This window comes from Natrarchaeobius halalkaliphilus (assembly GCF_003841485.1).
Lineage (GTDB): Archaea > Halobacteriota > Halobacteria > Halobacteriales > Natrialbaceae > Natrarchaeobius > Natrarchaeobius halalkaliphilus.
Map to the genome: position 1 here is coordinate 43034 of NZ_REFY01000001.1, position 25349 is coordinate 68382.

At 64.8% G+C, this 25349-nt stretch carries 22 protein-coding genes; 10 read left to right on the plus strand and 12 right to left on the minus strand.

The window, feature by feature from the left end; translation table 11 throughout:
- Nucleotides 1-218: 218 nt before the first annotated feature.
- On the minus strand, nt 219-476 hold the full coding sequence (locus EA462_RS00180; protein ID WP_124177165.1) for a hypothetical protein: 258 nt from the start codon (nt 474-476) through the stop codon (nt 219-221).
- A gap of 237 nt (nt 477-713) precedes the next feature.
- Here EA462_RS00180 and EA462_RS00185 point away from each other — a divergent pair, with 237 nt between their 5' ends.
- Nucleotides 714-1556 (plus strand): glycerophosphodiester phosphodiesterase, encoded by an 843-nt coding sequence (locus EA462_RS00185; RefSeq protein WP_124176564.1) that lies wholly within the window; start codon nt 714-716, stop codon nt 1554-1556.
- A 48-nt stretch (nt 1557-1604) separates the two neighbouring features.
- Here the strand turns inward: EA462_RS00185 and EA462_RS00190 are convergent, their stop codons facing one another.
- The 5 genes from EA462_RS00190 to EA462_RS00210 all read right to left on the minus strand — a co-directional run bounded on the left by EA462_RS00190 (nt 1605) and on the right by EA462_RS00210 (nt 6715).
- Nucleotides 1605-2372: a hypothetical protein gene (locus EA462_RS00190; protein WP_124176565.1), complete on the minus strand. Its 768-nt coding sequence runs from the start codon at nt 2370-2372 to the stop codon at nt 1605-1607.
- 108 nt (nt 2373-2480) lie between these two features.
- Nucleotides 2481-4085 (minus strand): FAD-dependent oxidoreductase, encoded by a 1605-nt coding sequence (locus EA462_RS00195; protein ID WP_124176566.1) that lies wholly within the window; start codon nt 4083-4085, stop codon nt 2481-2483.
- 71 nt (nt 4086-4156) lie between these two features.
- Entirely contained in the window at nt 4157-5029 is an 873-nt protein-coding gene (locus EA462_RS00200) for a TIGR01548 family HAD-type hydrolase (protein ID WP_124176567.1), read from the minus strand.
- A 131-nt stretch (nt 5030-5160) separates the two neighbouring features.
- On the minus strand, nt 5161-5934 hold the full coding sequence (locus tag EA462_RS00205; RefSeq protein ID WP_124176568.1) for an NAD-dependent epimerase/dehydratase family protein: 774 nt from the start codon (nt 5932-5934) through the stop codon (nt 5161-5163).
- 127 nt (nt 5935-6061) lie between these two features.
- Nucleotides 6062-6715, minus strand: coding sequence for an HAD family hydrolase (locus tag EA462_RS00210; protein WP_124176569.1), 654 nt, complete (start codon nt 6713-6715; stop codon nt 6062-6064).
- Between the two features lie 213 nt (nt 6716-6928).
- Here EA462_RS00210 and EA462_RS00215 point away from each other — a divergent pair, with 213 nt between their 5' ends.
- On the plus strand, nt 6929-7501 hold the full coding sequence (locus EA462_RS00215; RefSeq protein WP_124176570.1) for a DUF6735 family protein: 573 nt from the start codon (nt 6929-6931) through the stop codon (nt 7499-7501).
- Nucleotides 7502-7516: 15 nt separating this feature from the next.
- Here EA462_RS00215 and EA462_RS00220 read toward each other — a convergent pair whose 3' ends face one another.
- Nucleotides 7517-9298 (minus strand): MutS-related protein, encoded by a 1782-nt coding sequence (locus tag EA462_RS00220; protein WP_124176571.1) that lies wholly within the window; start codon nt 9296-9298, stop codon nt 7517-7519.
- A gap of 280 nt (nt 9299-9578) precedes the next feature.
- Between EA462_RS00220 and purF the strand changes: the two genes are divergently transcribed.
- The 5 genes from purF (at nt 9579) to EA462_RS00245 (ending at nt 13794) form a co-directional block, all read left to right on the plus strand.
- On the plus strand, nt 9579-11051 hold the full coding sequence (gene purF, locus EA462_RS00225) for an amidophosphoribosyltransferase (RefSeq protein WP_124177166.1): 1473 nt from the start codon (nt 9579-9581) through the stop codon (nt 11049-11051).
- A gap of 43 nt (nt 11052-11094) precedes the next feature.
- On the plus strand, nt 11095-11472 hold the full coding sequence (gene hisI, locus EA462_RS00230) for a phosphoribosyl-AMP cyclohydrolase (protein WP_124176572.1): 378 nt from the start codon (nt 11095-11097) through the stop codon (nt 11470-11472).
- A 6-nt stretch (nt 11473-11478) separates the two neighbouring features.
- Nucleotides 11479-12624, plus strand: a complete 1146-nt coding sequence (locus EA462_RS00235) for a DUF7118 family protein (RefSeq protein WP_124176573.1) — start codon at nt 11479-11481, stop codon at nt 12622-12624.
- A 206-nt stretch (nt 12625-12830) separates the two neighbouring features.
- Complete coding sequence (locus EA462_RS00240) at nt 12831-13238, plus strand: universal stress protein (RefSeq protein ID WP_124176574.1); 408 nt, start codon at nt 12831-12833, stop codon at nt 13236-13238.
- A 46-nt stretch (nt 13239-13284) separates the two neighbouring features.
- Nucleotides 13285-13794: an HPP family protein gene (locus tag EA462_RS00245; RefSeq protein WP_124176575.1), complete on the plus strand. Its 510-nt coding sequence runs from the start codon at nt 13285-13287 to the stop codon at nt 13792-13794.
- Nucleotides 13795-13808: 14 nt separating this feature from the next.
- Here the strand turns inward: EA462_RS00245 and EA462_RS00250 are convergent, their stop codons facing one another.
- On the minus strand, nt 13809-14882 hold the full coding sequence (locus EA462_RS00250; RefSeq protein ID WP_124176576.1) for a hypothetical protein: 1074 nt from the start codon (nt 14880-14882) through the stop codon (nt 13809-13811).
- Nucleotides 14883-15071: 189 nt separating this feature from the next.
- Complete coding sequence (gene glmM / locus EA462_RS00255) at nt 15072-16436, minus strand: phosphoglucosamine mutase (protein WP_124176577.1); 1365 nt, start codon at nt 16434-16436, stop codon at nt 15072-15074.
- Between the two features lie 94 nt (nt 16437-16530).
- Between glmM and EA462_RS00260 the strand changes: the two genes are divergently transcribed.
- Both EA462_RS00260 and prs read left to right on the plus strand, forming a co-directional pair.
- Nucleotides 16531-17433 carry an HVO_0234 family beta-propeller protein gene (locus EA462_RS00260; protein ID WP_124176578.1) on the plus strand — a complete coding sequence of 301 codons (903 nt, stop codon included), beginning with the start codon at nt 16531-16533 and terminating at the stop codon, nt 17431-17433.
- Nucleotides 17434-17605: 172 nt separating this feature from the next.
- Complete coding sequence (prs, locus tag EA462_RS00265) at nt 17606-18460, plus strand: ribose-phosphate diphosphokinase (RefSeq protein ID WP_124176579.1); 855 nt, start codon at nt 17606-17608, stop codon at nt 18458-18460.
- 28 nt (nt 18461-18488) lie between these two features.
- Here the strand turns inward: prs and EA462_RS00270 are convergent, their stop codons facing one another.
- The 3 genes from EA462_RS00270 to EA462_RS00280 form a co-directional block, all read right to left on the minus strand.
- The gene (locus tag EA462_RS00270; protein ID WP_124176580.1) at nt 18489-20672 is read right to left on the minus strand and encodes a CARDB domain-containing protein; all 2184 of its coding nucleotides are present in this window, start codon (nt 20670-20672) and stop codon (nt 18489-18491) included.
- A 221-nt stretch (nt 20673-20893) separates the two neighbouring features.
- Complete coding sequence (gene ileS, locus EA462_RS00275; protein WP_124176581.1) at nt 20894-24088, minus strand: isoleucine--tRNA ligase; 3195 nt, start codon at nt 24086-24088, stop codon at nt 20894-20896.
- A 125-nt stretch (nt 24089-24213) separates the two neighbouring features.
- On the minus strand, nt 24214-24456 hold the full coding sequence (locus EA462_RS00280) for a hypothetical protein (RefSeq protein ID WP_124176582.1): 243 nt from the start codon (nt 24454-24456) through the stop codon (nt 24214-24216).
- Nucleotides 24457-24537: 81 nt separating this feature from the next.
- On the opposite strand from EA462_RS00280, the gene EA462_RS00285 reads away from it, so the two are divergent.
- Complete coding sequence (locus tag EA462_RS00285; RefSeq protein WP_124176583.1) at nt 24538-25254, plus strand: uracil-DNA glycosylase; 717 nt, start codon at nt 24538-24540, stop codon at nt 25252-25254.
- Nucleotides 25255-25349: the final 95 nt, after the last annotated feature.

Sequence of the window (25349 nt, forward strand, 5' to 3'; positions counted from 1 at the left end):
GAAAAATCCGTAGTCGCGCTAAAAACGGCCAGCACCGTTTCGGTCGAAATCAGCCGTTTCGATCGCGGTCGGTCTCGGGTATCCGTCGGGATCGGCGCGTATTCCGACACTACCCTCGCGCTGCCGTCTCGAGCGCACCCTCAGATACTCCCGTCGAGCTGTCGTCCCGAACACTGCTCTCTAGCTGTCGCGTCGAGTCGGCCGCAGAACGACGAATGCTAGGGCGCGTCGTCATCGTCCGGATTCATCGCCGCCCCGAGGCCGCCGTCGTAGGCCTCCCGGTTTTCGATCTCCCGGATGCGCTGTTCGAGTCGGGTCTCGAGAGCCGCTCGGCGTTCCTCGTCGACGTCGGGATCGCTTTCTCGGTCGCGCAGATCCGCACGAGCGGTCCGTAACAGGGAAACGGCCTCTTGCGCTTCGAGGTCGCGGGCGCGGCTGAGGCGACGTTCGATCTCCTCGAGCATGGATTCGGTCACGTCGGTCAGTTCGGTCGCCAGGGTGTTCAACGGGATGCCGGAAGGTGCGACGATCGGTTCGCTGTGATGGCGACCCATCGCTGTGCTCGGATCGATCTCACCTATCCCTGCGGTGTAGCGTTCCTTGCCGATCGATGCGTCCCTGGCAGTCGATGTACTCCAGACGAGCGGTGCATCGCTTCGTCGATGGAATCTCTCGAGCGCAGCAGCCATGAGGGGCGCGGTCGTCGTGACAGTATGGACACCCCTGCCGTCATCGCTCATCGCGGCTACGCCGGCGTGGCACCGGAGAACACGATCGGTGCTGCCGTCCGTGCGGCCGAGCGGTCCGAGACGTCGATGATCGAGATCGACGTCCAGCCGGCCGAGTGCGGGACGCCGGTCGTCATCCACGACGAGCGCCTCGAGGGGGCGCGGGACGGGCGGCCGTTGACGGACGCGACAGGGCTCGTTCGGGACGCGTCGCGTTCGAAACTCGCGGAGACGCGAGTACTCGGAACGCGAGAGTCGGTGCCGACGCTCGCGTCGCTTCTCGAGGCGGTTCCGGCGACGGTCGGCCTCAACGTCGAACTGAAGAACCCGGGAACGGCTTCGCTTCGCTTTTCCGAGTCGCTCCCTCAGGACGAGCGAGACGGGAGACGCGAGTGCTGGCGACCGTTCGTCGAGCGGGTCGTCTCCGACTGCCACGGCTTCGGCGGCGAGGTTCTCTTCTCGTCGTTCTGTGAAGGTGCGATCGCGGCCGTTCGAGACGTCGATCCAAAGTACGCCGTTGCGCCGCTCATCTGGGACGATCTCGAGGCCGGTCTCGAGATCGCTCGACGCTACGACTGCGAGGCGATTCATCCGCCCCGAAACGCGATCACTGGATCGGCCCTGGCGACCACGAAGTACGCCGGTTTTCCGCCGGACGAGCCGGCAATCGACGTTCTCGAGATCGCCCACGACGAAGGGCGGGCGGTCAACGTCTGGACGATCGAAACCTGGCACGGGTTCGCCGACCTCGCGGCCGCCGGCGTCGACGGCATCATCGCGGACTATCCCGGTCTCGGGACGTTCTCGCGGGATGATCGTGATTCCTGAGAAGTCGTCGGTATCCATGAGAAGTCGCGATCAGACGGCGGTGGTCGGCTACTCCACCGCGTTCGAATCCACGTCATTCTCGGAGTGCGATTCACACTCGACGTCAGACGTACTCGAGGCGGTGAACCCGAGCTTCGATCTGAGTGCCGGGCTCACCTTCCCCTGTAGATCGAGTTTCGAGTTCGGTCGAGACACCCTCGCACCGACGACCAGCGCGCACGCCTGGCCCACGAGCGAAGCCGTTGCGAGTGCCGGATCGCTTCGGTGTGGATCCAACGACTCGAGGAGCCCACCGAGGACGTTCAGCGACCCGCCGACGAAGAGTAGGCCCACCATTCCGAAGACGACGAGCGACGTCCAGCCGAGTTGCCCCCTCTCGACTCCGAGCCACTCGAGACCGCCGTAGAACGCGAGCCAGACGGCGGTGACGCCACACCCGAGCAGGTACAGGGAGGCAGCGAACGATGGGAGTTCGACGATCAGAGCGAGTGCGTACGCGGTCGGAAGGAATCCGACCGGGAGATAACACACCGACAGCCAAGCGAAGTCACTACCACCCGTCGGATCGGCACGGATCCGTCGGTAGCCGTCGCGCTCGAGCCAAATCGTTCCGACCGTCGCCGCGGCGAGGACGCAGAGCCAGAGTCCCTCCTCGGGGATGCCAACGTCGGAAACCGGCGTCCAGTCCGTTGCCCTCCCGAGGGCGACCGCGTTCGCGCTGAACCAGGTGAGTCCGACGAAGACACCGACCGCTGTCCCGACTTCGGCGAGCATCGATGCTACCGTCGTTCGAAGCGTTCGAAGCGTCTTCGTCACGGCCAGAACTCTCGTATTACTATCACACAGCAGTCATGGAAACAAATAGGTGTCGGATGCGCCGATCTCCCGTCTCGTGTTTCCTGTCCCGTGTTCCTCGTCCAGCGATCACACGTCTGGCGGCTCTCGAGGCGAAAGATTCTCGGTCGCCGGTCCCTCGAGAAGTTCGCCATCCGGGTCGAACCGCGAGCCGTGACAGGGACAGTCCCAGCTACACTCGGCGTCGTTCCACTCGACCAGACAGTACATGTGCGGACAGACGGCGGACGTCGCGTAGAGCGTTCCGTCATCGTCCCGCGCGCAGGCGACCGGCGTTCCACGGTGTCGGAACACGCGGCCCTCGCCCGTCTCGAGCGTCGAGAGATCCGGAGAGAGCATCGTCCGAAGCCACTCGGTCGCGAACTCGCTCGCGGCGTCGGCGTTTTCCGTGACCGTCGAGGCGAGCGACGCCGTCGGCGTCAGTCGTAGCGGATCGAACAGACCGGCCGCAGCCGGCCGTTCTCCATCGATCAACTCGGCAAGCAGACGGCCGGCGGCGACGCCGTTGGTCATTCCCCAGCCGCGAAAGCCGGTCGCGACGAACACGTTCTCGGTTCCCGGCCCGGCCCGACCGATGAGCGGAACCCTGTCCGCCGTCTGGTAGTCCTGCGTCGACCATCGGTAGTCGACCGACGTGATCGGAAACCGCTCGCGCGCCCAGCGAAGCAGCCGCCGGTAGCGCTCTTCGGTCGATCCCCCCTGTCCCGTCTTGTGGTTCTCTCCGCCGACGAGCAACAGTTCACCGTCGTCATCGCGGTGCGTGCGCACCGATCGGTAGTTGTCTCCCGGGCGGTAATACATCCCATCGGGAGGTCGCCCGTCCATCCGGAGGCCGAGGACGTACGAGCGCCTGGGATGCATCCGCGCGAAGTAGCCCGCCCGATCGAGGATCGGAAAGCCGGTCGCGAGAACGACCCGCCGCGCCGTGAGGGCCGCTCGGTCGAGGCGAACGCGACAGGGCGAGCCGGGCTCGAGATCCGTAACGCGGGTGTTCTCGAGGACTGCTGCACCCTCGTCGGCGCGAAGCTCGGCCGTGATTCCGAGGAGGTATTTCCGCGGGTGGAACCAGGCCTGCTCGTCGAACCGGACGCCCGCCTGGGCGCGCTCGAACGGCGGCACCGAGGTAACCGACGTCGCGGACAGCCCCGCCCCTGTCGCAGCGTCGGCCTCGCGTTCCATCTCGTCGCGTTCGTTACCGTAGAGATACGAGGGCTGTCGTTCGAATCCACAATCGATCTCCAGCGCCTCGATCCGTTCCTCGACGGTGTCGATCGCCGCCTCCTGGACGGCCGCGTACCGGCTTGCTGTACGTCTCCCGAACTCCCGGCGGAGGTGATCGTAGATGAGCCCGTGCTGACTGGTGAGTTTCGCCGTCGACTTCCCGGTGACGCCAGTCGCGACGCGATCGCGCTCGAGAACCGCGACCGTCAGTCCGCGCTCGCGTAACTCGATCGCCGTCGAGAGCCCGGCGATTCCCGCGCCGACGATCGCGACATCGACTGACCGATCTCCCTCGAGCGGACCGCGAGACGGCGGCCCGTCACAGTTGTCCTCCGATCGACCGTCACCGTCTCCACAGGGACCGTCTCTCGTCTCGCCGGTCTCGCGCGTGCTCGCCAGCCAGGGTGAAGTCGACTCACCGGGGAGATCATCGGGGCAACGAAATTCGGACATCGAACGTCCGGTCGTACGTCAGCGCCGGGCAAAAAACGGATGGGCGACGATGCAGGCTCGCAGGTCGACGCTCACTCGAGGACGCCGGGTAGCTCGTTGATCGACTCGAGAACCATCGACGCGCCGTCCTCGTCGAACGTTCGTCGGCCGTCGACACCGGTAAGCCCGCCGGTCAGGACGCCGACGCCGTGATACGTTCGGTCCGGATCCGCTTCGTCCGCATTGGCCGCCGTCCGCACGTCGTCCAGGGTGTCCCCGACGAAGACGACGGTGTGGGCGTCGAAGCGTTCTGCGAGCGTCGTCAACGCCTTCGGGTGTGGCTTTCCTTCCTCCCAGTCGTCCATCGTAAACCGGTGGTCGAGCGGAAGGGTCGCCTCGAGACCCACCTGTTCGAGGGCGATCCCTGCCTCGTTCTCGGGACGGCCGGTCAGAATTCCGACGTCGTAGCGTTCTGTGAGACGTTCCCGGGTCGATTCTTCGAGCAAGACCGGCTCGTCGTGGATAAATCCGCGCGTCTGGAGTTCGGGCTCGCCGCCTTCGATGGTGCGGTACAGATCGGTCCCGAGATACAGCTGTTGGAAGACGTCTCGAAGGTGCTCGCGATCCCATCGATCGTGGACGCGCTGGTTCGCGCGGGCACCGATCGCGTCGCGAACGACGGCCTCGGCCGCGGCGACTCCCCCGCCTTCCGCGGCGATTCGATCGGTGTACTCGTCGATCGACTCGTCGTAGCCTTCGCTGGTCGCGATAACGTAGAGCGCGGCCGCGTCGGTCAGCAGCCAGTCGTTGTTGAACCCGCCCGCGTTCTTGAACTGTTGGATGTCTTCTTTGCGGATCGTTCGGTCGTAGACGCGCTCGATCGACTCGAGGATCGCCCGCCGGTAGGAGTCCGCGACGTCGACGAGTACGCCGTCCACGTCGAGCACAACGGCATCAGCGTTCATACGTCACTGCAGGACCTGGACGTGATAAAGGCGGTCGGTTTCGGTTTTCCGGGGCACGGTCGCTGTATCGATTTCCCTGCACAACCTCGATGACCTACGGTTGCACCGATAAATCGTTCCAACAGGCCGTATCAATCGTCGAGAACGGCCTGTGAGTCGTCTCTCGGACGGTAGTCTAGTTCGAGCATCGTTTCTGCGAGCGAGAGAAACCTCTCTGCGTTATCGGAGATGGCGTGGGCGGTCAGGGGTGATCTCTCGAGGGTGTGGGTCGCCGCGGCTTCGATAACCCGCCGGCAGTCCTCGGGACTGAGCCACATCGCCCGGGCGTACCGTTCGCCGGCACCGTCGCGTTCTGTACACTCGGATCTCAGCTCTTTTCGGCTGAGTAACCAGCCGATCCGCAGGTTGACCACGTCCAGTCCGTGTCGCTTCGCGTAGTACGACCCCATCGCTTCCCCGAAGACCTTGGTAACGCCGTAGTAGGTGTCCGGATCCGGCGGATCGGCCGGTCGGACGACCGCCGGCGTCCCCACCGTCGACTCCGGTCGGACCGGCGAGGAAGTGTTCCCCATGTTGACCGCGTGGTTCGAACTCGCAAAGACCACCCGCTCGAGGTCGTTTTCCAGGGCGCTCGCGTAGACGTTGTAGAGACCTTCGACGTTCGGTCCTGACACCGCGTCCCACTTCGCGCGGGGATCGGGGTTGGCAGCCAGATGTATGACGACATCCTGACCCTCGAGTGCCTCGAGAACGGCGTCGCGCTCTGCGATCTCGATCGGCGTCGTCTCGAGGTCGTCCGTCTCGCTGTGAGAAAAGAGCGTCAGATCGTGATCGTCCGATGATAGCGCCTCGATGGCTTCCCGTCCGACGGATCCGGATGCACCGGTGATCGCGATGTCGGTCATACGGTTGATGACAGCGACCGGATGGAAATAGGTCGGGCCGGCGCGTTCCGGCCGTAATCGCCGGATTCGCGGACGGCGTCGTTACGGAGAATCAGAAAAAAGCCTCGCGTTCACTTCGGAGAGGACGTCAAAGCAGTTCCGGAAGCGCGGTCAGGGAGTCGATGTCGTGTTGTGGTTCCGTCGGCGGATCGGCTGCGAGGCGGTGGTCGCGTCGGACGAACGCGACGTCGACCCCGGCCGCCTCGGATGCCACCACGTCGACGGGGCTATCACCGACGTAGAGGGGGTCCGTCGCGCCCAGGTCGTCGATCGCTCGCTCGAGGTAGTACGGAGCCGGCTTCTTTCGTTCGATTCCTTCGAGGGTTGGCTCCCGGCCGTACCAGACTTCGAACCCGTCGAGTTCACAGTGTTCGAGGATATTAGCGATCGTCCGGTGTTGGTTGTTGCTCACGATCGCCGTCGGGACGTCGATGGAGTCGACGGCTTCGACGTCGTCGTATCGCCGTTTTCGTCCGGTGAGGATCTCCTCGAGCTGGGCCTCGACCGCCGCTCGTTCGCGTGCCGTCCAGAGGGTCGCCGGATCGACCTCGTGGCCGGCGGCGATCCGCCGGAGTTCGGAGAGGGTCGGTCCCAGAAGTGTTTCGACGTGCTCCCGTGGTGGATCCGCCACGCCGACGTCATCGAAGGCGCTCGCGATCGCTGCGAGCAGCACGTCCCGGTCGGTCGGCGTCGTCAACACGCCGTCGTTGTCGAAGACGACCGCGTCGTAGTTCGTTCCCATTGATCTCGAGACCGTCTACGCACCCGGGGGTTTTCGACGTTGCGTCATTCGTTTCTACCGACGGCGCTCCGACCGCCGCCGACCGTCCGGCGCTTGGCCCACCCTGAAGTTCAAATACTGACGCGCGGCCAGAGTCGACGATGTACGACGACACCAGTCCCGGCAATCCGTCGAGAGCCGGCGGACCCGACCGCATGCGAGGAGGTGCCTCCGGTGGGGCATAGAGCGCTCGTGGCCTACCGCCGCGCCGACCGACTCTTCGATCTTCGGTACAGCCACTGGGGCGGTCAGAATCTATCGCTTGCCGCGGAGATCAGTGCCGAATCACCGCTCGCGAACGGTGCGATCGGAGCCGACGTCCTGGGCGATTCGATCGCTCGCGAACGGATCCTCCCGGATTTTCTCGACCCGTGCGTCCACGAAATGCTTTATTTCGTCGTTCCGGACCGCGAGTACGCCGTGACCGCCTACCGGGTCTGCTGGCTCGAGTGGGGCGACGGTCGCGACCAGGGCCGCGGTGCGATCGTCGAGACTGCCGTCGATGACGACCGCGACGTCAGGACCTGGTTTCTAGCGACCAAGACGACGCTCGCTGACGTCGTCGAAATGGGGGCGCTTTCCCGTCGGGCCGCTCAGGCGTACCTCGAGTCCCGGATCTGTGAGAACGACGGGATCGTATACACCTACGGCGACCCCCTCGAGACCGATTCGGAGTACACGCCGAGGCCGGACTCATGGCTCGAGGACGATAGTCAGCGGTGCGGGAGAAACGACGAGAACCGGTGAGCGATCTCGAGTTGGTCACTCGTTCCAGCGGGCGTCCGCGAGCGTTCGCTGGACGACCTCGTGTCCGACGGCCGAAGCGAGCGTCTCGAAGCCGACGCGCTCGCTTCGGTCGGAGGCGTTCGCGACCAGCCGCGAGACGATGAACTCCGGTGTCGATCGGCCGACGGTATCGAATCGCGGCTGATAGTCGACCAGCAACTCGAGGTCCGGACTCAGCCCCTCTGCGAAAATACCGTCGACGCGCGCCTGCGGCGGCAGCGGCTCTAGATCGTCCGCGAGATGGGTGACGAACACGCCGAGTGCGTCCCGGTCGACCGAGAGGGTGACCAGTCCGTGCAACAGGTCGGCCGCGCTCCCCGGTTCGGTGATCGCCTCGAACTCGTCGACGAGCATGAGCGTTCGTCCGCCCGACGACAGCGGCGGGACGATCGAGCGCAACGTCGACTCGAGGACGCCGGCGTTGAAACTCGCGTGGCGACGGTGGAAGACCAGCGAGTCGACGGGCGTCACCTCGGCTCGCTCGGCGGGTACCGGAAGTCCCATCGACGCGAGCAAGACGACCTGACAGAGCGTCTCGAGGAGCGTCGTCTTTCCGCCGCTGTTCGCACCGGTCAGGACGGCGATCCGTTCGTCGCCGGGCTCGTGGTCCTCGAGTCCGGAACCTTCGAGCCCGCGATCACCGAGCGCGTACGTTACCGGCTGAACGTTCGCTTCGTCTCGAGCGACGAGCGAGAGGTTTCGAGCACCGACGACGGAGACGGTGGCACGCTCGTCACCGTCCCCGCCGACGAACGTTGGCCGCGTACAGTCGTACTCGAGTGCAAACCGCGCGAGTGAGAGCTGAAGGGCGATCTCGTCGACCGCATCGACCGCTCGGTCGACGTCGGTGCGTGACTCCTCGAGTCTTCCTCGAACGTCCTCGGCAACGGCCGTCTCGCGCTCGTCGATCGACTCCGCGAGCTCACTTCGGAGCGATCGCAACGTTCCGCCGACGAAATCGGTAGCGTCGGCCGCGTCGGTCACCATCGCTGCCCGGACTGCCTCGGCCGTGGCCCCGGTTTCGGACAGCAGGCGATCCTCGAAGGACTCACGGAACTGAGTCACGTCGCGAACGCCGTCCGAACGGAGGTCGTCGATCAGTTCGAGAGCGTTCGCGTCCATGTCCTCGACGGCACCGAGTGCGTCCCGGAGACGATCGAGCTCGTCGTCGGTACCGTCGCGAATCCGTTTCCGATCCCCGTCGAGTGCTGCGAGAGCCTCCGCGGCATCCTCGAGCCGATCTCGATCGAGGTCCGCGATCGCCGCGAACGGCCCCGGATCGACGTCGGCCTCGAGCAGCGCCAGGGCGGCTTCGACCGCCGCGCGTTCGCTCCCGTCGCGTTCGTCGTAGCGCTCGTAGGCCTCGAGAACCGCCGTTCGATCGTCTTCGGGAAGCTCGCTCCAGGCGTCGCGGGCGGCGAGAACGTTCTCGAGGCGCTCGATCATCGCGTCGCGGCTGGTCAACGGCGTGAGGACGCGGATCCGATCGGCCGCGCGCCGTGTCACGGCGTGGTCGACCGCCAGGTCGAGGAGTTCCTTGTACGCAGCGCGCGCGTCGCTCGTCGCGAGCGTTTCCATTCCGTCGCCGCCGATTGCTCGCCTGAGGATACGGGTCGCCCGTCCCCGCGGGAGCCCGGCGTCGGAGAGCGCGCGGACGTCGCCGTTCTCGATCGCCTGAACCGCGCGCTCTCGTCCCAGCTCGTCGATCAGCGCCTCCCGCGTCTTCGGGCCGACCCCCCAGTACTCCTCGAGTCGCATGTACGTGGGATTCGGGTCAAAACTCTTGAACACTGTCATCGATCGGCACGAGCCGTCGATCTCACAGCCGTGAGCGAACAGACGGTCCCGCTGGGCCGGTCTCTCGTCCGTCGACAGAGGGGGACCGTTCTCGAGTCGAATCGGTTATGTATTCACGATCGTGGATAGGAGTGGCGAACGCGGGCGGGATTGAGAGCACAAACACGGGGATTTTTATCGTCTCGAAGCCCTATCCATCTCCATGACTGATGGGCGGGGCGAGACTCCCCGGCGAACAGGAATGACCGAAAAGTGTGGCGTCGTCGGCGTCTCACTGGACGGTCGGGACGCGGCACGACCGTTGTACTACGCACTCTATGCGCTCCAGCATCGCGGCCAGGAATCCGCCGGTATCATCACGCACGACGGGTTCCAACAGCACAGCCACGTGGAGATGGGGCTCGTGGGAGAGGTGTTCGACGAGTCCGACCTCGACGTGCTCAACGGGACGGCTGGAATCGGTCACGTCCGGTACCCGACCGCGGGGTCGGTCGATTCCTCCTGTGCACAGCCGTTTTCCGTTTCGTTCAAAAGCGGCTCGCTCGGACTGAGTCACAACGGAAATCTCGTCAACGCAGACGAGATCAGAGACGAACTCGCCGGCGTCGGCCACGCCTTTACCAGCGACGGCGACACCGAAGTGATCGCCCACGATCTCGCGCGCAACTTACTCGAGGAGGACCTCGTCCGCGCGGTCAAGCACACGATGGGGCGGATTCACGGCTCCTACGCGCTGACGATCAGCCACGACGACACCGTTCTCGGCGTGCGCGATCCGCAGGGGAATCGGCCGCTCTGTCTCGGTAAACTCGAAGACGGCTACATCCTCGCGTCCGAATCGGCGGCGATCGACACGCTGGACGGCGATCTCGTCCGCGACGTCAGACCAGGGGAACTCATCGTCCTCGAGAAGGACGGGCAGGGGTACGATTCGTATCAACTTGTCGAGAACGACAATACGGCCCACTGCTTCTTCGAACACGTCTACTTCGCGCGACCGGACAGCGTGATCGACGAGACGCTGGTCTACGAGGCCCGTCGGAATCTGGGACGACGGCTCTGGGAGGAAAGCGGCGTCGAGACGGACGTCGTCATGCCAGTTCCCGACTCCGGGCGCGCGTTCGCGTCGGGCTATGCCGATGCGGCGAGCGAGACGACCGCAGACGGCGAGATGCGAGAGGAGGACGACGACGGCGTCGAGTTCGCTGAGGGGTTGATGAAAAACCGGTACGTCGGCCGAACGTTCATCATGCCGACTCAGGACGAACGCGAGCGGGCGGTGCGGCTAAAACTGAACCCGATCAAATCGACCGTCGAGGGAAAAACCGTTACGCTCATCGACGACTCGATCGTCCGCGGAACGACCTCGACGCAGCTCGTCCAGTTGCTCAAAGACTGCGGTGCGGCCGAAGTTCACATGCGGATCGGTGCCCCGGAGATCGTGGCCCCGTGTTACATGGGGATCGACATGGCCACTCGCGAGGAGTTGATCGCTTCGGACAAGACCGTCGATCAGATCCGAACCGCAATCGACGCGGAGAGCCTCGCGTACCTCTCGACGGACTCCGTTGCGGACGTGCTGGGGAAGGATCGGATCGACCTCTGTCTCGGGTGCGTGACCGGTAACTACCCGTACGAGATCGACGGCGAAGAGACCGACCGCGACGTGACGCGACCGGAGCTCGGAGATCAGCCGATGTACGCCGACGATTGAACGCGGCAAAAGACCTATCGCCCCGACGGACATCCTCTCGGATATGGACGACGGCATTGCCATCGACTTCGGTGAGGACGGGCTCGTGCCCGCCGTCGCACAGGACGCCGAGACGGGCGACGTGTTGATGCTCGCGTACGTCTCCCCCGAGGCGTTCGAGCGAACCCGCGAGACCGGCCGAGCGCACTACTACTCCCGGAGCCGCGACGAACTCTGGGAGAAAGGAACGACTAGCGGTCATATTCAGAACGTCGAGGAGGTTCGGGTCGACTGCGACGCCGATACGCTGCTCTATCTGGTCGACCAGGAAGGAGGCGCGTGTCACACCGGTTACCGATCGTGTTTCTACCGGACGGTCGAGGGCGAAACCGTCGGTGAACGGGTGTTCGACCCCGAGGCAGTCTACGAATCCGGTGATTAGCCCAGGATGAGTGAACACGCCCTCCGAGCCGACGAGCGATCGCCGCTCGAGCGCCTCGAAGCTGCCCGCGAGTGCTTCGAAGAGGCCGATCGCCGGATCGACGAACACGGCGGCGACGCGGTTGCCGACGCGTCCGAGGCCTACCGAAACGCGACGGATCTGCTCGATTCGTACGTCGACCGCGCAACCGGAACCGGCCGGGAGAACTTCACGGCCTACATCCAACTCGAGGGACAGTTCGCCTCGCTGGTCGACGGATTGCCCGACGATCTTCGGGGGCGCGACGCGTTCGAGGACGCCCTCGACGCGATCGACAAACGTCGACTGAGCGAATCGGACTTCGAGACGGCCCACGCTGCACTCGAGCCCGCGTCACGGTACGTCGAACTCATCGACGAGCGCGAATCGGCACGCGAGGCCCTCGCCGAGGCCAGAAAGGTCGCGAGCAAACGCCGACGAACGATCGACGACGAGATCGACGAGCGCGAGCGTCTGCTCGAGCTGGCGACGGCCGATCTGGATGCTCCGGTCGAACGGCTTCGGAAACCGATCGATCGCTACAACGAGCGCGTTCTCGAGGCGTTTACCGAGTACCGTCTCGAGACGTCCGCTCGCGAGGTCTTCTCCGTGCTCGAACGGAGCGCGTGGTACCCTTTCGTCGACTTCGAGCGGCCGCCCGACGATCTGCGGGCGTACGTCGAGGAGAGTTCCGACGGCGAGTATACGATCCCCGAACTCCTCGAGTACGCCGGCTACTCCCGATCGAAACTCTCACACTACGTCGAGGACGCGGACGTTCTCAAGCGACGAGTCGCGACCCAACAGACGTATCTGGATGACATCGACGGCGAGCCGCTGACGATCGCGTGGCCGCCAGCGCCGACCGGTGTCCTCCGACGACGGACGCGGGAGCGACGCCCGTTCGTCGAACGCGTGGCAGACGAAGAGACGGTCGCGTTGCTCCGGGAAATCCGATTGCTCACCGCAGATCCCGACTACGACCGCCTTCAGACGGCGGCAAAAGCGGTGGCCAAACTGACGCCCGACGAACGCGACCGGCTGGCATCCGGCCGCGTCGAAGACGAGCTCAAGGCCCTGCGGACCGAACGCGACGACCTCGCGACGGCCCTCGAGATCGACGATCCCGTGTAGTACAGTTTCGTTCGCACCAACGGTACCGTCCCATTCGTACCACCAGTGGTACCGTCCGTACTCGCACCAGTGGTACCGCCCCGCTCGAACCAACGGGAGGCTGCGAGCCGAGCCGATCTACCCCACCGAACGTCGCTCGAGCGCTGGACGCTGTCGTTCGTGCGAACGCCACAGGACTTTCGTCGCTTGCACCCCTTCGTTCGTTCGTGACTCGCCACCTTCTCGTTCCGATGGACGATTCCGATCCCGCACGGGCGGCACTCCGACACGCGCTGACGACGTTTCCGGGAGCCGAGGTGACGGTCGTCCACGCCGTCGACGATCTCGAGGCGGGCTACGGCGGCGATCCGGGGATGGGGGATGTTTCTTCCTCCTCCGATCCCGAGTTTTTCGACGACGTTCGAGCGGCCGCGGCGGAACACGATGCGTCGGTCGAGCCGACGGTTCTGCGCGGAACGGCCGCAACGGCGATCCTCGAGTACGCCGACGAGGCCGACGTCGACCAGATCGTCATCGGCAGCGACGGACGGGCCGGCGTCTCACGAGTGCTCCTCGGAAGCGTCGCGGAGGCGGTCACGCGCCGGTCGTCCGTCCCGGTAACGATCGTCCCCTGACGGACGAATCACGGGGATTATTTACCGGTCGGACGAACCGCCGGTTATGGACGACCGGGCCGGAACGACGCTGCACACCGGTCTGTTGATCTCGACGACTGCCGTGATCGCGTGGCTCTTCGGTCTCCCGATGCTGTTCCCGAGTCTCGGCCCGTCGGCGTTCGTCCTCGCGCTGTTTCAGGACAGCGAGGCAACGTCGACCCGACGGGTCGTCGGCGGCCACGCGATCGGCGTCGTCGCCGGCCTGCTCGCGTACCACCTGCTCGCGGCCGGCATTTCGATGACGGCGACGACGGCACCCGGCTCGCTCGAGGGACTTCGTCTCGCCGCCAGCGGCGTCCTCGCGACGACGCTGACGGCGGGTGGGATGCTCGCGACCGACACTCGTCATCCACCCGCCTGTGCGACTACCCTCATCGTCTCGCTTGGATTACTCACGACGGTACTCGAGGGAGTGATGATCGTTCTCGCTGTCGTCGTGTTGGTCTCCACTCACCGGGTGCTGCTGGCGAGCGAGCGAATCGGTCCGCGCTACGGGAAGCGCCTCCGGTCGTGATCGACTCGGTCGGTTCACTCCGACCGACGATATCCGGTTTCGTCGGCGGTTTCGATCTCCTCTCCGGGAATCTGTTGCTGGAGCACGAACGGTCCGAAGTCCGCTGCCGTGCGGCGAGCGATGGTGGCGATTCGCAGAACGTACGCGAGCAGGACCGCGAACGGGCTGAACAGGGCGGTAATCGTCGTACTCACCACGATCGCGTAGACGATCGGGTTCAGCTCCAGCGCCAGAAGGTTTCCGTACGCGACGATGACGAACGCACCCCCGAGTAGCGTCGGAAATCCGACGTACAACAGGATCTTCGAAAGATCCGCGAGTTCCTGTTGCATGTGGACCGTCTTGAAGTACTGACGGGCGACGTGGATGTCGCGCAGGAGTTCCTCGAGACGATCCAGCTGGTTTTCGGCGGCGTCAGAGAGGTCGTGTCGGTGGCGAGATCGGATGCGTCGAACACTCTGGAGCTGCCAGGGGTCGTTGTAGTGGACGATGACCGCGATCACGGTGAACGTCCCGAAGCTCGCCCCCTCGAGCCTTTCGATCGCGTCGACGTCACGTGGTGTCGTCGTCGACACGTAGTCGTCGATCGCTTCCCGTAGCGCAACGGGTGCGTCCCGACAGACGTTCCACAATCCCAGCGCCGTCCGTCGCTTGGATTCGATCAGGACGCGGAGGAAAGCCGAGGGTTCGACCGGACTCGGCCGATATCCGGTGTGATCCTCGATACCATACCGGTATTCGCGGGTCTCTTCGAGTCGCTCTATGAACACGCCCGTGGTTCCGAACTCCTCGGAGAGGATGAGTTGATTGATCGCGAGGACGACGGTGATGAACGGGAGCATGCCGCCGACCAGCGCCGCGGCGATGGCCGTGATATCGCCGGCCTCGGCGGGCGTGATGAGATCGACGCGGATCAACAGGAGGCACGCACCGAAGACGAAAAGCAGGAGCCAGCCGGTCAGGAGTCGGCGGTCACCGTCGAGGTAAAGCCAGTGTAACAGATCGTCGATGTGCGATTCCGATCCGACCAGCGGATCGGGTTGTGAGGCGGGTGGTTCCTCGCCGTCGTCACTGTCGCGCTCGATCATCGTCTACAGTACGGTCCGTTCGCTGGTTATCGACACGGTACGCTCGATTCTACGGAGAACAATCACGGATCGACGGAAAGAACTATTGCCGGCAGAACAGCGCCACTCATACGGTCTGCTGTAAGTCAGTACCGGCGTATCCGGAGACCGGGTGCCGGGTGAGCCGGTAAACGGTTACAGCAGACCGTATCAAGCGTTCGCCTTCGCATCCGCGAGCGTCTCGTACAGCTCGTCGGCCAACTCCTGGGCGCGACCGGCGTCTCGAGCTTCGGCGTAGACCCGAACGAGGGGTTCCGTTCCGGACGGACGGGCGAGCACCCACGCGTCGCCGTAGTCGAGGCGGTAGCCGTCTCGCGTGTTGAGTTCGGCGTCCGCGGATTGGGCGTGGTTCGCCGCCGCATCGAGCATGGCGTCGCGTTCGGCCGTCGATTCGTACTCGAGGTTGTGTCGAACGTTCGCGTAGCCGTCGAAGGGTGAGACGATCTCGCTCACCGATCGCTCTGCCACGAGTTCGAGGAATCGTGCCGCGGTGAACGCGCCGTCGCGCGCGAGCCGGAAAGCGGGGAAGAAGATTCCGCCGTTGCCCTCGCCCGCGATCGGAACGCGCGCGCCGCTCGCTTCGAGCTCTCTGATCCGCGTGATGATGTTCGTCGAGCCGATCGGGGTCAACTCGAGTTCGGCACCGAGGTCGGTGACGACGTCGACGAGTCGCTGGGAGACGTTGACCGCCGAGACGACGGTGTCTCCCGCCTCGAGTTCGGCAGCGGCGAGGGCGGCGAGCGTGGCGTCGCCCGGAACGTACTCGCCGTCCTCATCGAAGAAGATCGCACGATCGGCGTCGCCGTCGTGAGCGATTCCGACGTCAGCGTCGCTGGCCCGAACGAGTTCTCCCAGGTCTCCCAGGTTCTCCGGGACGGGTTCTGGATCGCGACCGGGGAAGCGACCGTCGGCCTGGCCGTTGACCGTGACGACGCGACAGCCGAGTTCCCGAAAGAACCTCGGGCTGGTCAGTGCGCCAGCGCCGTGACCGGGATCGAGTGCGACCGTCAGATCGGCACCGGCGATCGTCTCCCGCTCGGCAGCCGCGAGCAGTTCATCCACGTACTGGTCCGTCGTCCCCGTTATCTCTCGGACCCGTCCGGTCTCGTCCCAGGGAGCAACGGCGAACCGTTCGGACAGCAGCGTTTCCTCGATCGTCTCGAGGTCCGAGACGGCCAGTTCGACGCCGTCGGTTCCGACGAGTTTGATTCCGTTGTACTGTGGCGGGTTGTGTGAGGCGGTGATCACCACGACGGGAACACCCGCTCGCTCGGCGTGGAACTGTGCTCCTGGTGTGGGGAGGATACCGAGGCGGTCGACGTCGGTCCCCGTGCTCGCGAGCCCGCTTGTGGCCGCGTCGGCCAGCATTCGGCCGGTATAGCGCGTGTCGCGCGCGATGGCGACCCGATCGACCCCCCACGCCGTCCCCGTAGCCTTCCCAACGCGCAGGACGAATTCGGGCGTCAGCTCTTCGTTGGCGACGCCGCGCGTCCCGCTCGAGCCGAATACTTCCATCGATCGGTAGTGTGACGGGCGTCCCCAAAGGGGTTCCGAAGCCGACGATCAGGCGGAACGCTTTCGGCTGGTGCTCTCGTTCGTCCATCCAGAGATGGATTCGATCGAGGAGAAACGAGTCTACGGCGACCGCGACGGCGCACTCGAGGCGTACGTCACGAGTTCGATCGGCGTCGTTCGCGTTCGGGTTGCCGGCGACACCGTCGGTGAGTTCGGTCTCTGTGAGCGCTGCGACGCCAGGGACGTGACGGCGACCGACGACGTCGTCGCGATCGCGACGGAGGAGGATGTTCGCGTGTACGACCTCGAGAGTGGAGTGGGCTCAGCCGAGGGTACCGACGACGAGCCGACGTTCGCGGAAACCGGGTTCGGCTCCGCGGTCGCCGTCGGTGCGGACGGCCCAGATCTGATCGCGGCCGGCGATGACGGTCGCGTCGCCCGGCGTCGCGCCGGCACCGATCGTTGGGAACCGCTCGCCGCAGACGCGGTGGGTGGAGCGGACTCGGAGCGACCGGGAATCGGTACGGTCCGAGCGATCGACGGCGATCTCGTCGGAACCGAGACGGGGGTCTATCGCATTCACGACGGCGGGCTCGATCACGCCGGACTGACGGCTGTCAACGACGTCTCGACGCCAGGCGTTCCGCTCGCGGCCACGGACGACGGCCTGTACAAGCTCGGAAACGGCTGGATGGAGATCCTCGAGGAATCGTTCGAATCGGTAACTGCGGACCCGCGTTCGGAGCCCGGCCGTCTGGTTCGGGCTCACGCAACTGCGGGCGACACGATCTACGCGCTAGAGGGTGGCGAGTGGCACGCGACCGGCAGCGCCGGCGCTCCGATCGTCGCCATCCGTTACGGCGAGACGGTCTACGCCGTAACGGAGGACGGCGGCTTTTGCGCTACGGGCGAGGGTGGATGGCGCACGCATCCACTCGGTATCGACGGCGTCACGGGGCTCGCGATCGCAGCCGCCCGAAGCGATAGTAGCCACTGAAAGTCGATGTACACCTGATCGCACGACAGCGATGCGATCGGTGTGTGAATTGTTGCAGTTGGTACTATAAGGCGAACGCTCCACCGAGCGCGTGTTCGAACGCCTTTGACCGTCGAGGCGACCCGAGCGCGAGAACGAAAACCCGTTTACCCCCCGCGCTGTGGGCTCGAGTATGATCATCAGTGGATCCGCGTCCCAGTCACTCGCCGCGAGGCTCGCGACCGAACTCGAGGAATCGCTCGCGACCGCCGAGTACGACCGCTTTCCCGATGGGGAGCTCCTCGCGTCAGTCCCCGATATCGACGCCAATGCGGAGCGTGCCGTCATCGTCGCCTCGACGGTCTCGAGCGACGCTCACCTCGAAGTACTCCAGCTTCAAGACGCCGCACGGCAGGCCGGCATCGACGAGACCGTCACGGTTCTCCCGTACATGGGCTACGGACGCCAGGACAGGTCCTTCGATGCCGGACAGCCGATTTCGGCGCGCGCGGTCGCTCGCGCGATCTCGACGGGGACGGATCGCGTCCTCACGGTCTCTCCGCACGAACAGGTCGTCTGCGAGTTCTTCGAACCGACGGCCACGGCAGTCGAGGCGGCGGATCGGCTGGCCGATCCTCTCCCCGCCGATCTCGTCGATCCAGTGTTCCTCTCGCCGGACGCCGGCGCGATCTCGCTCGCTGAGACGGTCCGGGACGCCTTCGGTGCGGGCGAGACGGACTACTTCGAGAAGGTCCGTCACTCGGGAACCGCGGTCGAAGTCTCTCTGAGTGGCGTCGATGTCGTCGGTCGCGACGTCGTCATCACGGACGACATCATCGCGACCGGGTCGACGATGAGCGAGGCGGTCGCTGTACTGCGCGAGCGGGACGTCGGCCGCGTCTTCGTCACCTGCGTCCATCCGCTGCTGGTCCGAAACGCGTACACGAAGCTCGCCCGCGCCGGCGTCGAGGCGATCTACGCCACGGATACGATCGAGCGCGAAAGCAGCGTCGTTTCGGTCGCACCCGAACTCGCAGCCCACCTCTGACTCTCCTCGAGTTCGAGCGACGAATCCATCACCGTCGTGACGGTCTCGTCCACCGCTTTCCGACGAGAATCACCGTTATGGCGGCCAGGAGCGAACCGATCGCGGTTCCGACGCCGAAACCGGGTACCTCCTCGAGGTCCGCGGGTGGGACGGCCTCGATCGTCACCGTCGTTTCCCGATCCCCGACGACGAGTTCGTAGGTCCCCTCCTCGTCGAATTGCACCGACGCGTTGATCGTTTTCCGCTCGTCCGACGCGACGACGACGGTTCGCTCCGCGACGACGCCGTCTTCCGTTCGGAACTCGATAACTGCCGTTCCGGGACCGTCGCCGGCAGCCTCGACCGTCGCCGTGACGTCTACGGGTTCGCCCGGACGTGCCGGTTCGGGATCGATCGAGAGGTCGGTGACGGTGACGCTCGATGCCGTCCGGACGAAGACCGCCAACTCGTCCGAGCCGACCCGAAGTGCGTAGTCGCCGGGTTCGGGCGGCGTCCAGGCGAGCCGTTCGGTTGCGTGTCTCCCCACGGGGAGGGCCGACTGGTTGTAGTCGACGATGTCACCGTCGATAACGAGGCTCGCGTCGTACGTCCCGTCTCGATCTCCGACGTTCTCGACCGTGGCCGGGACCGTCACTGACGTATCCATCGGAACCACCACGGCGTCCCTCTCGGCGGTTACGTAGCCGTCCTCCCACGGTTCGTCCGCCACCTCGAGTGGCTCTGGACCCAAACGGTACGCGAATGCGGCTCCCTCCAGATCGAACGCGGCTGCGTGTTCGCTCCGTGACCACATCCCCGGCGTCGCGTCGGTCAGCGTGTACCGCTCCGCGGTCGCCCGGACCGCCTCTCCGCCGGCGTCCTCGAGGAGCTCGAGGAACCCGTCTCCAGTAAGTCCCTCCTCGTTCGCGTTCATCACCCGGAAGACGTCTTCGAGCGTGCGGTCTCCCTCCGTCTCGAGTCGCAACACTCGATCGATCTCGGCGTAGACGAGTCGCCCTTTGACGTAGTCGGTTCGATCGTCCTCCCAGCTCGGTGGATCGGCAAGGATTCCGTCCGCGTACGGCGCTCGCTCGCCGCGTTCTAGGTGTCGCTTCAGTTCGTCGAACTCGATCAGCCCCTTCTCGAAGGCGATCGTCGCCGCGTAGTACTCGGCCTGGGCCTCGACGAGCCACTCCGCTTCTGGTCCGAGTCGAGCGTCCGACGCGGAACCCGAGAAGTCCTGACGAACGTGGACGTACTCGTGAACCCAGATGTTCGCCGGGTTCTCGAGGGGAGCGTCGGCACGAACCCACGCGTCTCCGTCGCCGTACTGGACGCCCTCTGGCCCCCAATTGACGTCGGTCGGAACGGCGACGATGAATGCTTCGTCGGGTCTGGCCCCGACGTCGAGTTCCCGGCTCGCGTACGTCAGCGTCTCGAGGACGGCGGACGGCTCCTCGGCCATCTCTGCCGATTCGGAGACGACGAGGCGAATCGTCTCTCCGTCGACGGTTCGCTGGTGTTCTTCGACCTCACCGAAGAAGGCGATGTCTCCGCCGGTCGCACCGGGGCCGTCGACGCGGACCGTCTCGTCGTGGCCGACCGACTCGGTCTGTCGCAGCGAGATATCGATACCGGGTACCTGAACCACTCCCCACTCGCCGGTGTCGACGAACGTGTACCGCTCGTCGGCGGTCGTCGCTGTCCTCGCGTGTTCTGTTCGCTCGTCGATGGTCGCCGTTACCATCGCGCGTTTCGTCGGCTCGTTCGGGACCTCACCGCTCGTTTCCGGTGATCCGCCCGATTCGAGCGCGTGAGCGCCGACGTCACCCGTCCGGTTGGCCGGCATGGTAAACCTCACCGACGGTCGATCCGTCTCCTCGGTCCACTCGAGCGTTCCGTCGCCGGTCTCCTCGAACCCCTCGGTCGACTCGACTTCCGCACGGGAGTGGAGACCGATCTCGAGGTCGACGACGGGATCGGGGACGCGAAACTCCTTTTCGGTCTCGAACGTCCCGGATCGATCGGGCAAGTGGCGGAGCGTCGTCGTCCGATAAAGCGTGCTTTCAGTGGCGGTCGTGGCCGTGATGGACCCGGCGTCGATCGGCTCGAGCGAAGCGGGCTCCGCTGCCGGTGAGGCGGTCGGTTCGGCAGACTCGAACGCGCCGACGCCGGCCGGGAGGCTGGCGATCATCAAGACGACGAATACGATCGCGATCAGTCGGGAAGTCACTACAGACCCGTGGAAAGTCGACGATCAAGACTGTTGCGGTGACGGGACCGTCACGTTCGTCGACAACACGGAGAAAACGAGCTTGCGATCATCGACTGCCGCGCAGACGAGTTCGGGATCGCGTGGACGAAGACAGGCTCATACGGTCTACTGTAAGTCGTTACCGGAGCGACCGCGAGCAGTCCTGCGGTCGCTCCGGTAAAAAGTCACAGCAAACCGTATCAGACCGTCCGCTCAGACAGCGGCGAGATCGCAATTTCCATCGTTACGCCCTCGACGTCCCACTCCTTGCGGTGCCCGTCGTCGATCGCACGACGCTCGTCGGCACGGACCTCCTCACGGACCAGATCGATTCGTTCGTCGACGAGGGCGGCGACGCGGTCGTCGTCGACCGCGAGTTCGAGTGCGATCCGCTCTTCGACGTCGAGATCGAGTTCCTTTCGCATCTCCTGGACGCGCCGGATGACCTCCCGGGCGTACCCTTCGCTTTCGATGTCCTCCGTCAGAGAGGCGTCGACGTAGACGACGCCGTGATCGTCGCCGTCGAGACCGAAGGCCGTCCCGGCGACGTCCGCGGGCGTCTGCGAGACGAACGAGACCATCGACTCCTCGAGCTCGACCGATTCGTCGAGCGTGTCGTTGACGGCATCCTCGAGCGCCCCGAGCGATGGACCGTCGATACGAGCCTCGTTGAGCGCGTTCATGACCTCACCGGCCCGACCGCCGAAGGCGGGACCGAGCTCGCTCATGTCGGCCTCCGCGCTGTAGGCGAGTTCTTCCCATCGGTCCTCCGACGAGACGACCTCGATCGAACGGGCGTTGAGCCGATCCGACAGCAGATCGGTGTGGCGTTCGACGGCCTCGAGAACGCGGTCGTCGTCGGCCGCGACCACGACCCGCGGAACCGGCCAGCGAAGCTTCCGACCGGCCTGCTGGCGCGCGTTCGCACCGGCCTCTTCGATCGCTCGAAGAACCGCGACGTCATCCTCGAGTCGGTCGTCGACCCAGCGCTCGTCGACGGTCGGCCAGTCGGACATGTGGACCGTCTCGTAGCCGTCGTCTCCGGAGAGCGCGCCGTAGATCTCCTCGCTGATGAACGGTGCGAACGGCGCGAGCAGGAGGACGCACTCTCCGAGAACGCGATAGATCGTCGCGTAGGCCGCCGTCTTCGAGTCGCTGTCCTCTTCTTCCCACATCCGCTCGCGGACCGCCTGGACGTAAAACCGTGACACGTCCTCGACGACGAACTCGATCAGCGCCTCGAGCGCTCTGTCCTGACGGAACTCCTCGAAGTGGGCCGTCATCTCGGCTTTCGTCGTCTGCAGACGGGCGAGGATCCACTCGTCGACTAGCTCGAGATCGTCCTCGACGTCCTCGACGTCGGTTTCGCTCGGATCGAAGCCGTCCAGTCGCATGTACGGCAGCGGGAACCGAAAGACGTTCCACAGCGTCCGCAGGTGGTTTTCCATCGTCTGCATTCCGTCCCACGAAAAGCGCATGTCGTCGCCCTGTGGATTGTTCGAGAGCAAGAACATGCGCATGACGTCGCGACCGTGACGATCGATCGCCTCGTGCGGATCGACGAGGATGTCCTTCGACTTGGACATCGCGCGGCCGTCGGGCATGAGCGCGTGGCCGTGCATCAACACCTGCTCGTAGGGGCTCTCACCGAGCGCAGCGGTACCCATTCCGAGCTGTGACCAGAACCAGCCGCGGGTCTGGTCGTGGGCCTCGAGGATGAGATCGGCGGGCCAGAGCTCGTCGAATCGGCCGTCGTCTTCGGGGTAATCCAGCGTTCCCCAGGTCGCCACCGAGGAATCGAGCCAGACGTCGAAGACGTCGGGAACGCGCGTGTACGTCGTTCCGTCCTCCGTGATGGTGAAGTCGTCGACCGTATCCTTGTGGAGGTCGACCGTCTCGGGGTCGATCTCCTGGTCGACGCGCTCCGTGAGTTCCTCGCGGGTCGAGATGACGATCATCTCGGTATCGTCGTCACGGTGTTCCGGCGTCCACACCGGCAGCGGAATCCCCCAGTACCGCTGGCGGGAAACGTTCCAATCCGGCGCGTCCTCGACGAAGTCCCGGAATCGGTTGTCGCGGGCCCACTCGGGATACCACCGGCTGTCCTCGATGTTCTCGAGCAACTCGTCTTTGACGTCCGTGATGGTGATGAACCACTGGTCGGTGACGATCTGGACGATTCCGGTATCACAGCGCCAGCAGTGACCGTAGCTGTGAGTGACCATTCCCGACGAGAGCAACGCCCCGTTGTCCTCGAGGTCCGCGATGATCTCGTCGTCGGCCTCCTTGACGAACTGACCCTCGTACGTGCCGGCCTCGTCGGTGTAGACGCCGTCGCCGCCGACGGGACAGAAGATCGGAAATCCGAGCTCGCTGCCGCGTTCGAAGTCCACCTCACCGTGACCGGGTGCGGAGTGGACCAGTCCCGTCCGATCCGCTTCGACGTAGTCGGCCGCGTAGACCTCGAGTGCACCCTCGTGGTCTGCGTGGTCCGGAACCTCCTCGGAGAGGGGGTGGTCGTAGGACCAGCCGACCATCTCTTCGCCGGGGAGCTCCTCGACGACCTCGTAGTCGTCGTAGCGCCCCTCCTTCAGGACATCCTCGACGCACTCTTTGGCGACGTAGAGGAGATCCGATCCGTCGTCTGTTTTCGCACGGACTCCCTGGTACGTGAGCTCCGGATCGACGGCGACGAACGTGTTCGCCGGGATCGTCCACGGCGTCGTCGTCCAGATCACGACCGATCCCTCACGATCGACGAGGTCGAATTTCACGTAAATCGAGGGATCCTCGACGTCGTCGTACTCGACTTCGTTGTTCGCGATGGCGGTTTCGCACCGGGGACACTGCGAGATCGAGCGGTGACCTTTCTCGACCAGATCGCGGTCGGCTGCGTTTGCAAAGCCCCACCAGGCCGCTTCCATGTACTCGGGGGAGACGGTACGATAGGGATCGTCCCAGTCCATCCAGACGCCGAAGTCCTGAAAGTCCGACTGCAGTCCCTCGAGTTGCTCGTCGGCGTACTCCTTGCAAGCCTCGATGAAGTTCTCCTCACCGAATTCCTCGATGTCCTTTTTGTTCTCGAATCCGAGTTTCTCCTCGACTCGAGTCTCGATGGGGAGGCCGTGCATGTCGTAGCCCGGCCGGTCCGTCACGTCGTAGCCCTGCATCCGAAGGAATCGGAGGTTGACGTCCTTCAGCGACTTATTCCAGGTGGTACCCATGTGCGCCGACCCGGACGTATACGGCGGGCCGTCGACGAAGAAATAGGTTTCACCGTCCGATCGGTGATCGACCGTCTGCTCGTAGGCGTCGACGTCGTCCCAGTACTCGAAGACCCGTTGCTCGATGGCCTGGGGGTCGTACTGGTCGTCGACCTCGGCGAACCTGTCCATACCAGACGTGATTCGCTCCGAGATTAAAGGGGAATCGGTCCTGTACTCGCCGTCGGGGATCCGATCGGTCGTCGCTTCGAGGCACCGACGTGGGCGGAGAATATCCACACGAACTCGGACGAGTTTCAGCGGCTCGAGGCGATCACTCGCAAGAACACTTTCCGGTAGCCGATGCCGTACAGACCCGCATAGAGCATGACCGCACCGATCGCCGCGAGCCAGAGGGCGACCATCGCTTCACCGGAGCCGAGATGCTGAAGACTGGCGTACTCAGCGGCGAGACCGCCCGCCGTCAGCACGGCGGCGATGAGCGTGTACGCGAGTATCGGGAGCAGTTCGACGAGGAGTTCGGGGCCGATCGATGTCATTACCGCCGAAATGTAACCGACGAACGTAAATCTGTCTCTCCGATCCGCTCCGTCTATCCCTGTGGAGTCGTACCGTCGAACATGTCTCCGACAGGCCCGGAGCCCGGACCAGACACCGACTCTTCGCCGTCCGATCGCGATCCGACGGTTCCGGAGTCGCGTCACGTCCTCGAGTCCGACTGTTCGCGCTGTCCGGCGCTCGTCGACTCCCGCGAGTGCATCTCGTGGGGAACCGGACCGCTCGACGCGACGGTGGTCGTCGTCGGTGAAGCGCCCGGATACGGCGATCCCGACGCCGACCGCTGGCAGGGCGGGAACTGGACCGGAAGGGCCTACACGTCTCGTCACTCCGGACGGCGGATCCGCCGAATGCTCGAGCGCATCGACTACGGCGACGACGCCTACTACACCAACGCAGTCAAGTGCTTTCCGACGAGCGAGAACTCGCCGGAGAACGCTCGCGACACGCCGACCAACCGCGAACCGACCGCCGAGGAACGGTCGAACTGTCGCCCACACCTGCTCGCAGAGCTCGAGGCCGTCGAGCCGGACGTAATACTCGCGACCGGAAAACACGCGACGACGACGATCCTCGCGGCCGAACGTCGCCAGCTCGATGGATTCGTCGACAGCGTACTCGAACCCGTTCGCTGTGAACGACTCGAGACGTGGCTCGTTCCCGTCTTCCATCCGTCGTACCAGGACATCTGGCTCAATCGGCTCGGATACGAACCCGACGGATACCTTGTCGCGATCCGTGAGGCGATCGAAGACCCGTCGACGGCGGCCGAGCGGTGATCGGGAGCGTCTGATACGGTGGATCACCGTTCGGGCAGATTTTCGTACGGCGAAGAAGTTTATACTGGTCGAACTCGTAGGAGCGCCCCAGTCGA

Bases quoted from the DNA above. Each gene is read 5' to 3' on its own strand.
- EA462_RS00185 (WP_124176564.1), top strand. From the start codon at position 714: ATGGACACCCCTGCCGTCATCGCTCATCGCGGCTACGCCGGCGTGGCA.
- EA462_RS00235 (WP_124176573.1), top strand. From the start codon at position 11,479: ATGAGTGAACACGCCCTCCGAGCCGACGAGCGATCGCCGCTCGAGCGC.
- ileS (WP_124176581.1), bottom strand. From the start codon at position 24,088: ATGGACAGGTTCGCCGAGGTCGACGACCAGTACGACCCCCAGGCCATC.
- EA462_RS00260 (WP_124176578.1), top strand. From the start codon at position 16,531: ATGGATTCGATCGAGGAGAAACGAGTCTACGGCGACCGCGACGGCGCA.
- prs (WP_124176579.1), top strand. From the start codon at position 17,606: ATGATCATCAGTGGATCCGCGTCCCAGTCACTCGCCGCGAGGCTCGCG.
- hisI (WP_124176572.1), top strand. From the start codon at position 11,095: ATGGACGACGGCATTGCCATCGACTTCGGTGAGGACGGGCTCGTGCCC.
- glmM (WP_124176577.1), bottom strand. From the start codon at position 16,436: ATGGAAGTATTCGGCTCGAGCGGGACGCGCGGCGTCGCCAACGAAGAG.
- EA462_RS00210 (WP_124176569.1), bottom strand. From the start codon at position 6,715: ATGGGAACGAACTACGACGCGGTCGTCTTCGACAACGACGGCGTGTTG.
- EA462_RS00220 (WP_124176571.1), bottom strand. From the start codon at position 9,298: ATGCGACTCGAGGAGTACTGGGGGGTCGGCCCGAAGACGCGGGAGGCG.
- EA462_RS00285 (WP_124176583.1), top strand. From the start codon at position 24,538: ATGTCTCCGACAGGCCCGGAGCCCGGACCAGACACCGACTCTTCGCCG.
- EA462_RS00245 (WP_124176575.1), top strand. From the start codon at position 13,285: ATGGACGACCGGGCCGGAACGACGCTGCACACCGGTCTGTTGATCTCG.
- EA462_RS00250 (WP_124176576.1), bottom strand. From the start codon at position 14,882: ATGATCGAGCGCGACAGTGACGACGGCGAGGAACCACCCGCCTCACAA.
- purF (WP_124177166.1), top strand. From the start codon at position 9,579: ATGACCGAAAAGTGTGGCGTCGTCGGCGTCTCACTGGACGGTCGGGAC.
- EA462_RS00200 (WP_124176567.1), bottom strand. From the start codon at position 5,029: ATGAACGCTGATGCCGTTGTGCTCGACGTGGACGGCGTACTCGTCGAC.
- EA462_RS00195 (WP_124176566.1), bottom strand. From the start codon at position 4,085: ATGTCCGAATTTCGTTGCCCCGATGATCTCCCCGGTGAGTCGACTTCA.
- EA462_RS00280 (WP_124176582.1), bottom strand. From the start codon at position 24,456: ATGACATCGATCGGCCCCGAACTCCTCGTCGAACTGCTCCCGATACTC.
- EA462_RS00205 (WP_124176568.1), bottom strand. From the start codon at position 5,934: ATGACCGACATCGCGATCACCGGTGCATCCGGATCCGTCGGACGGGAA.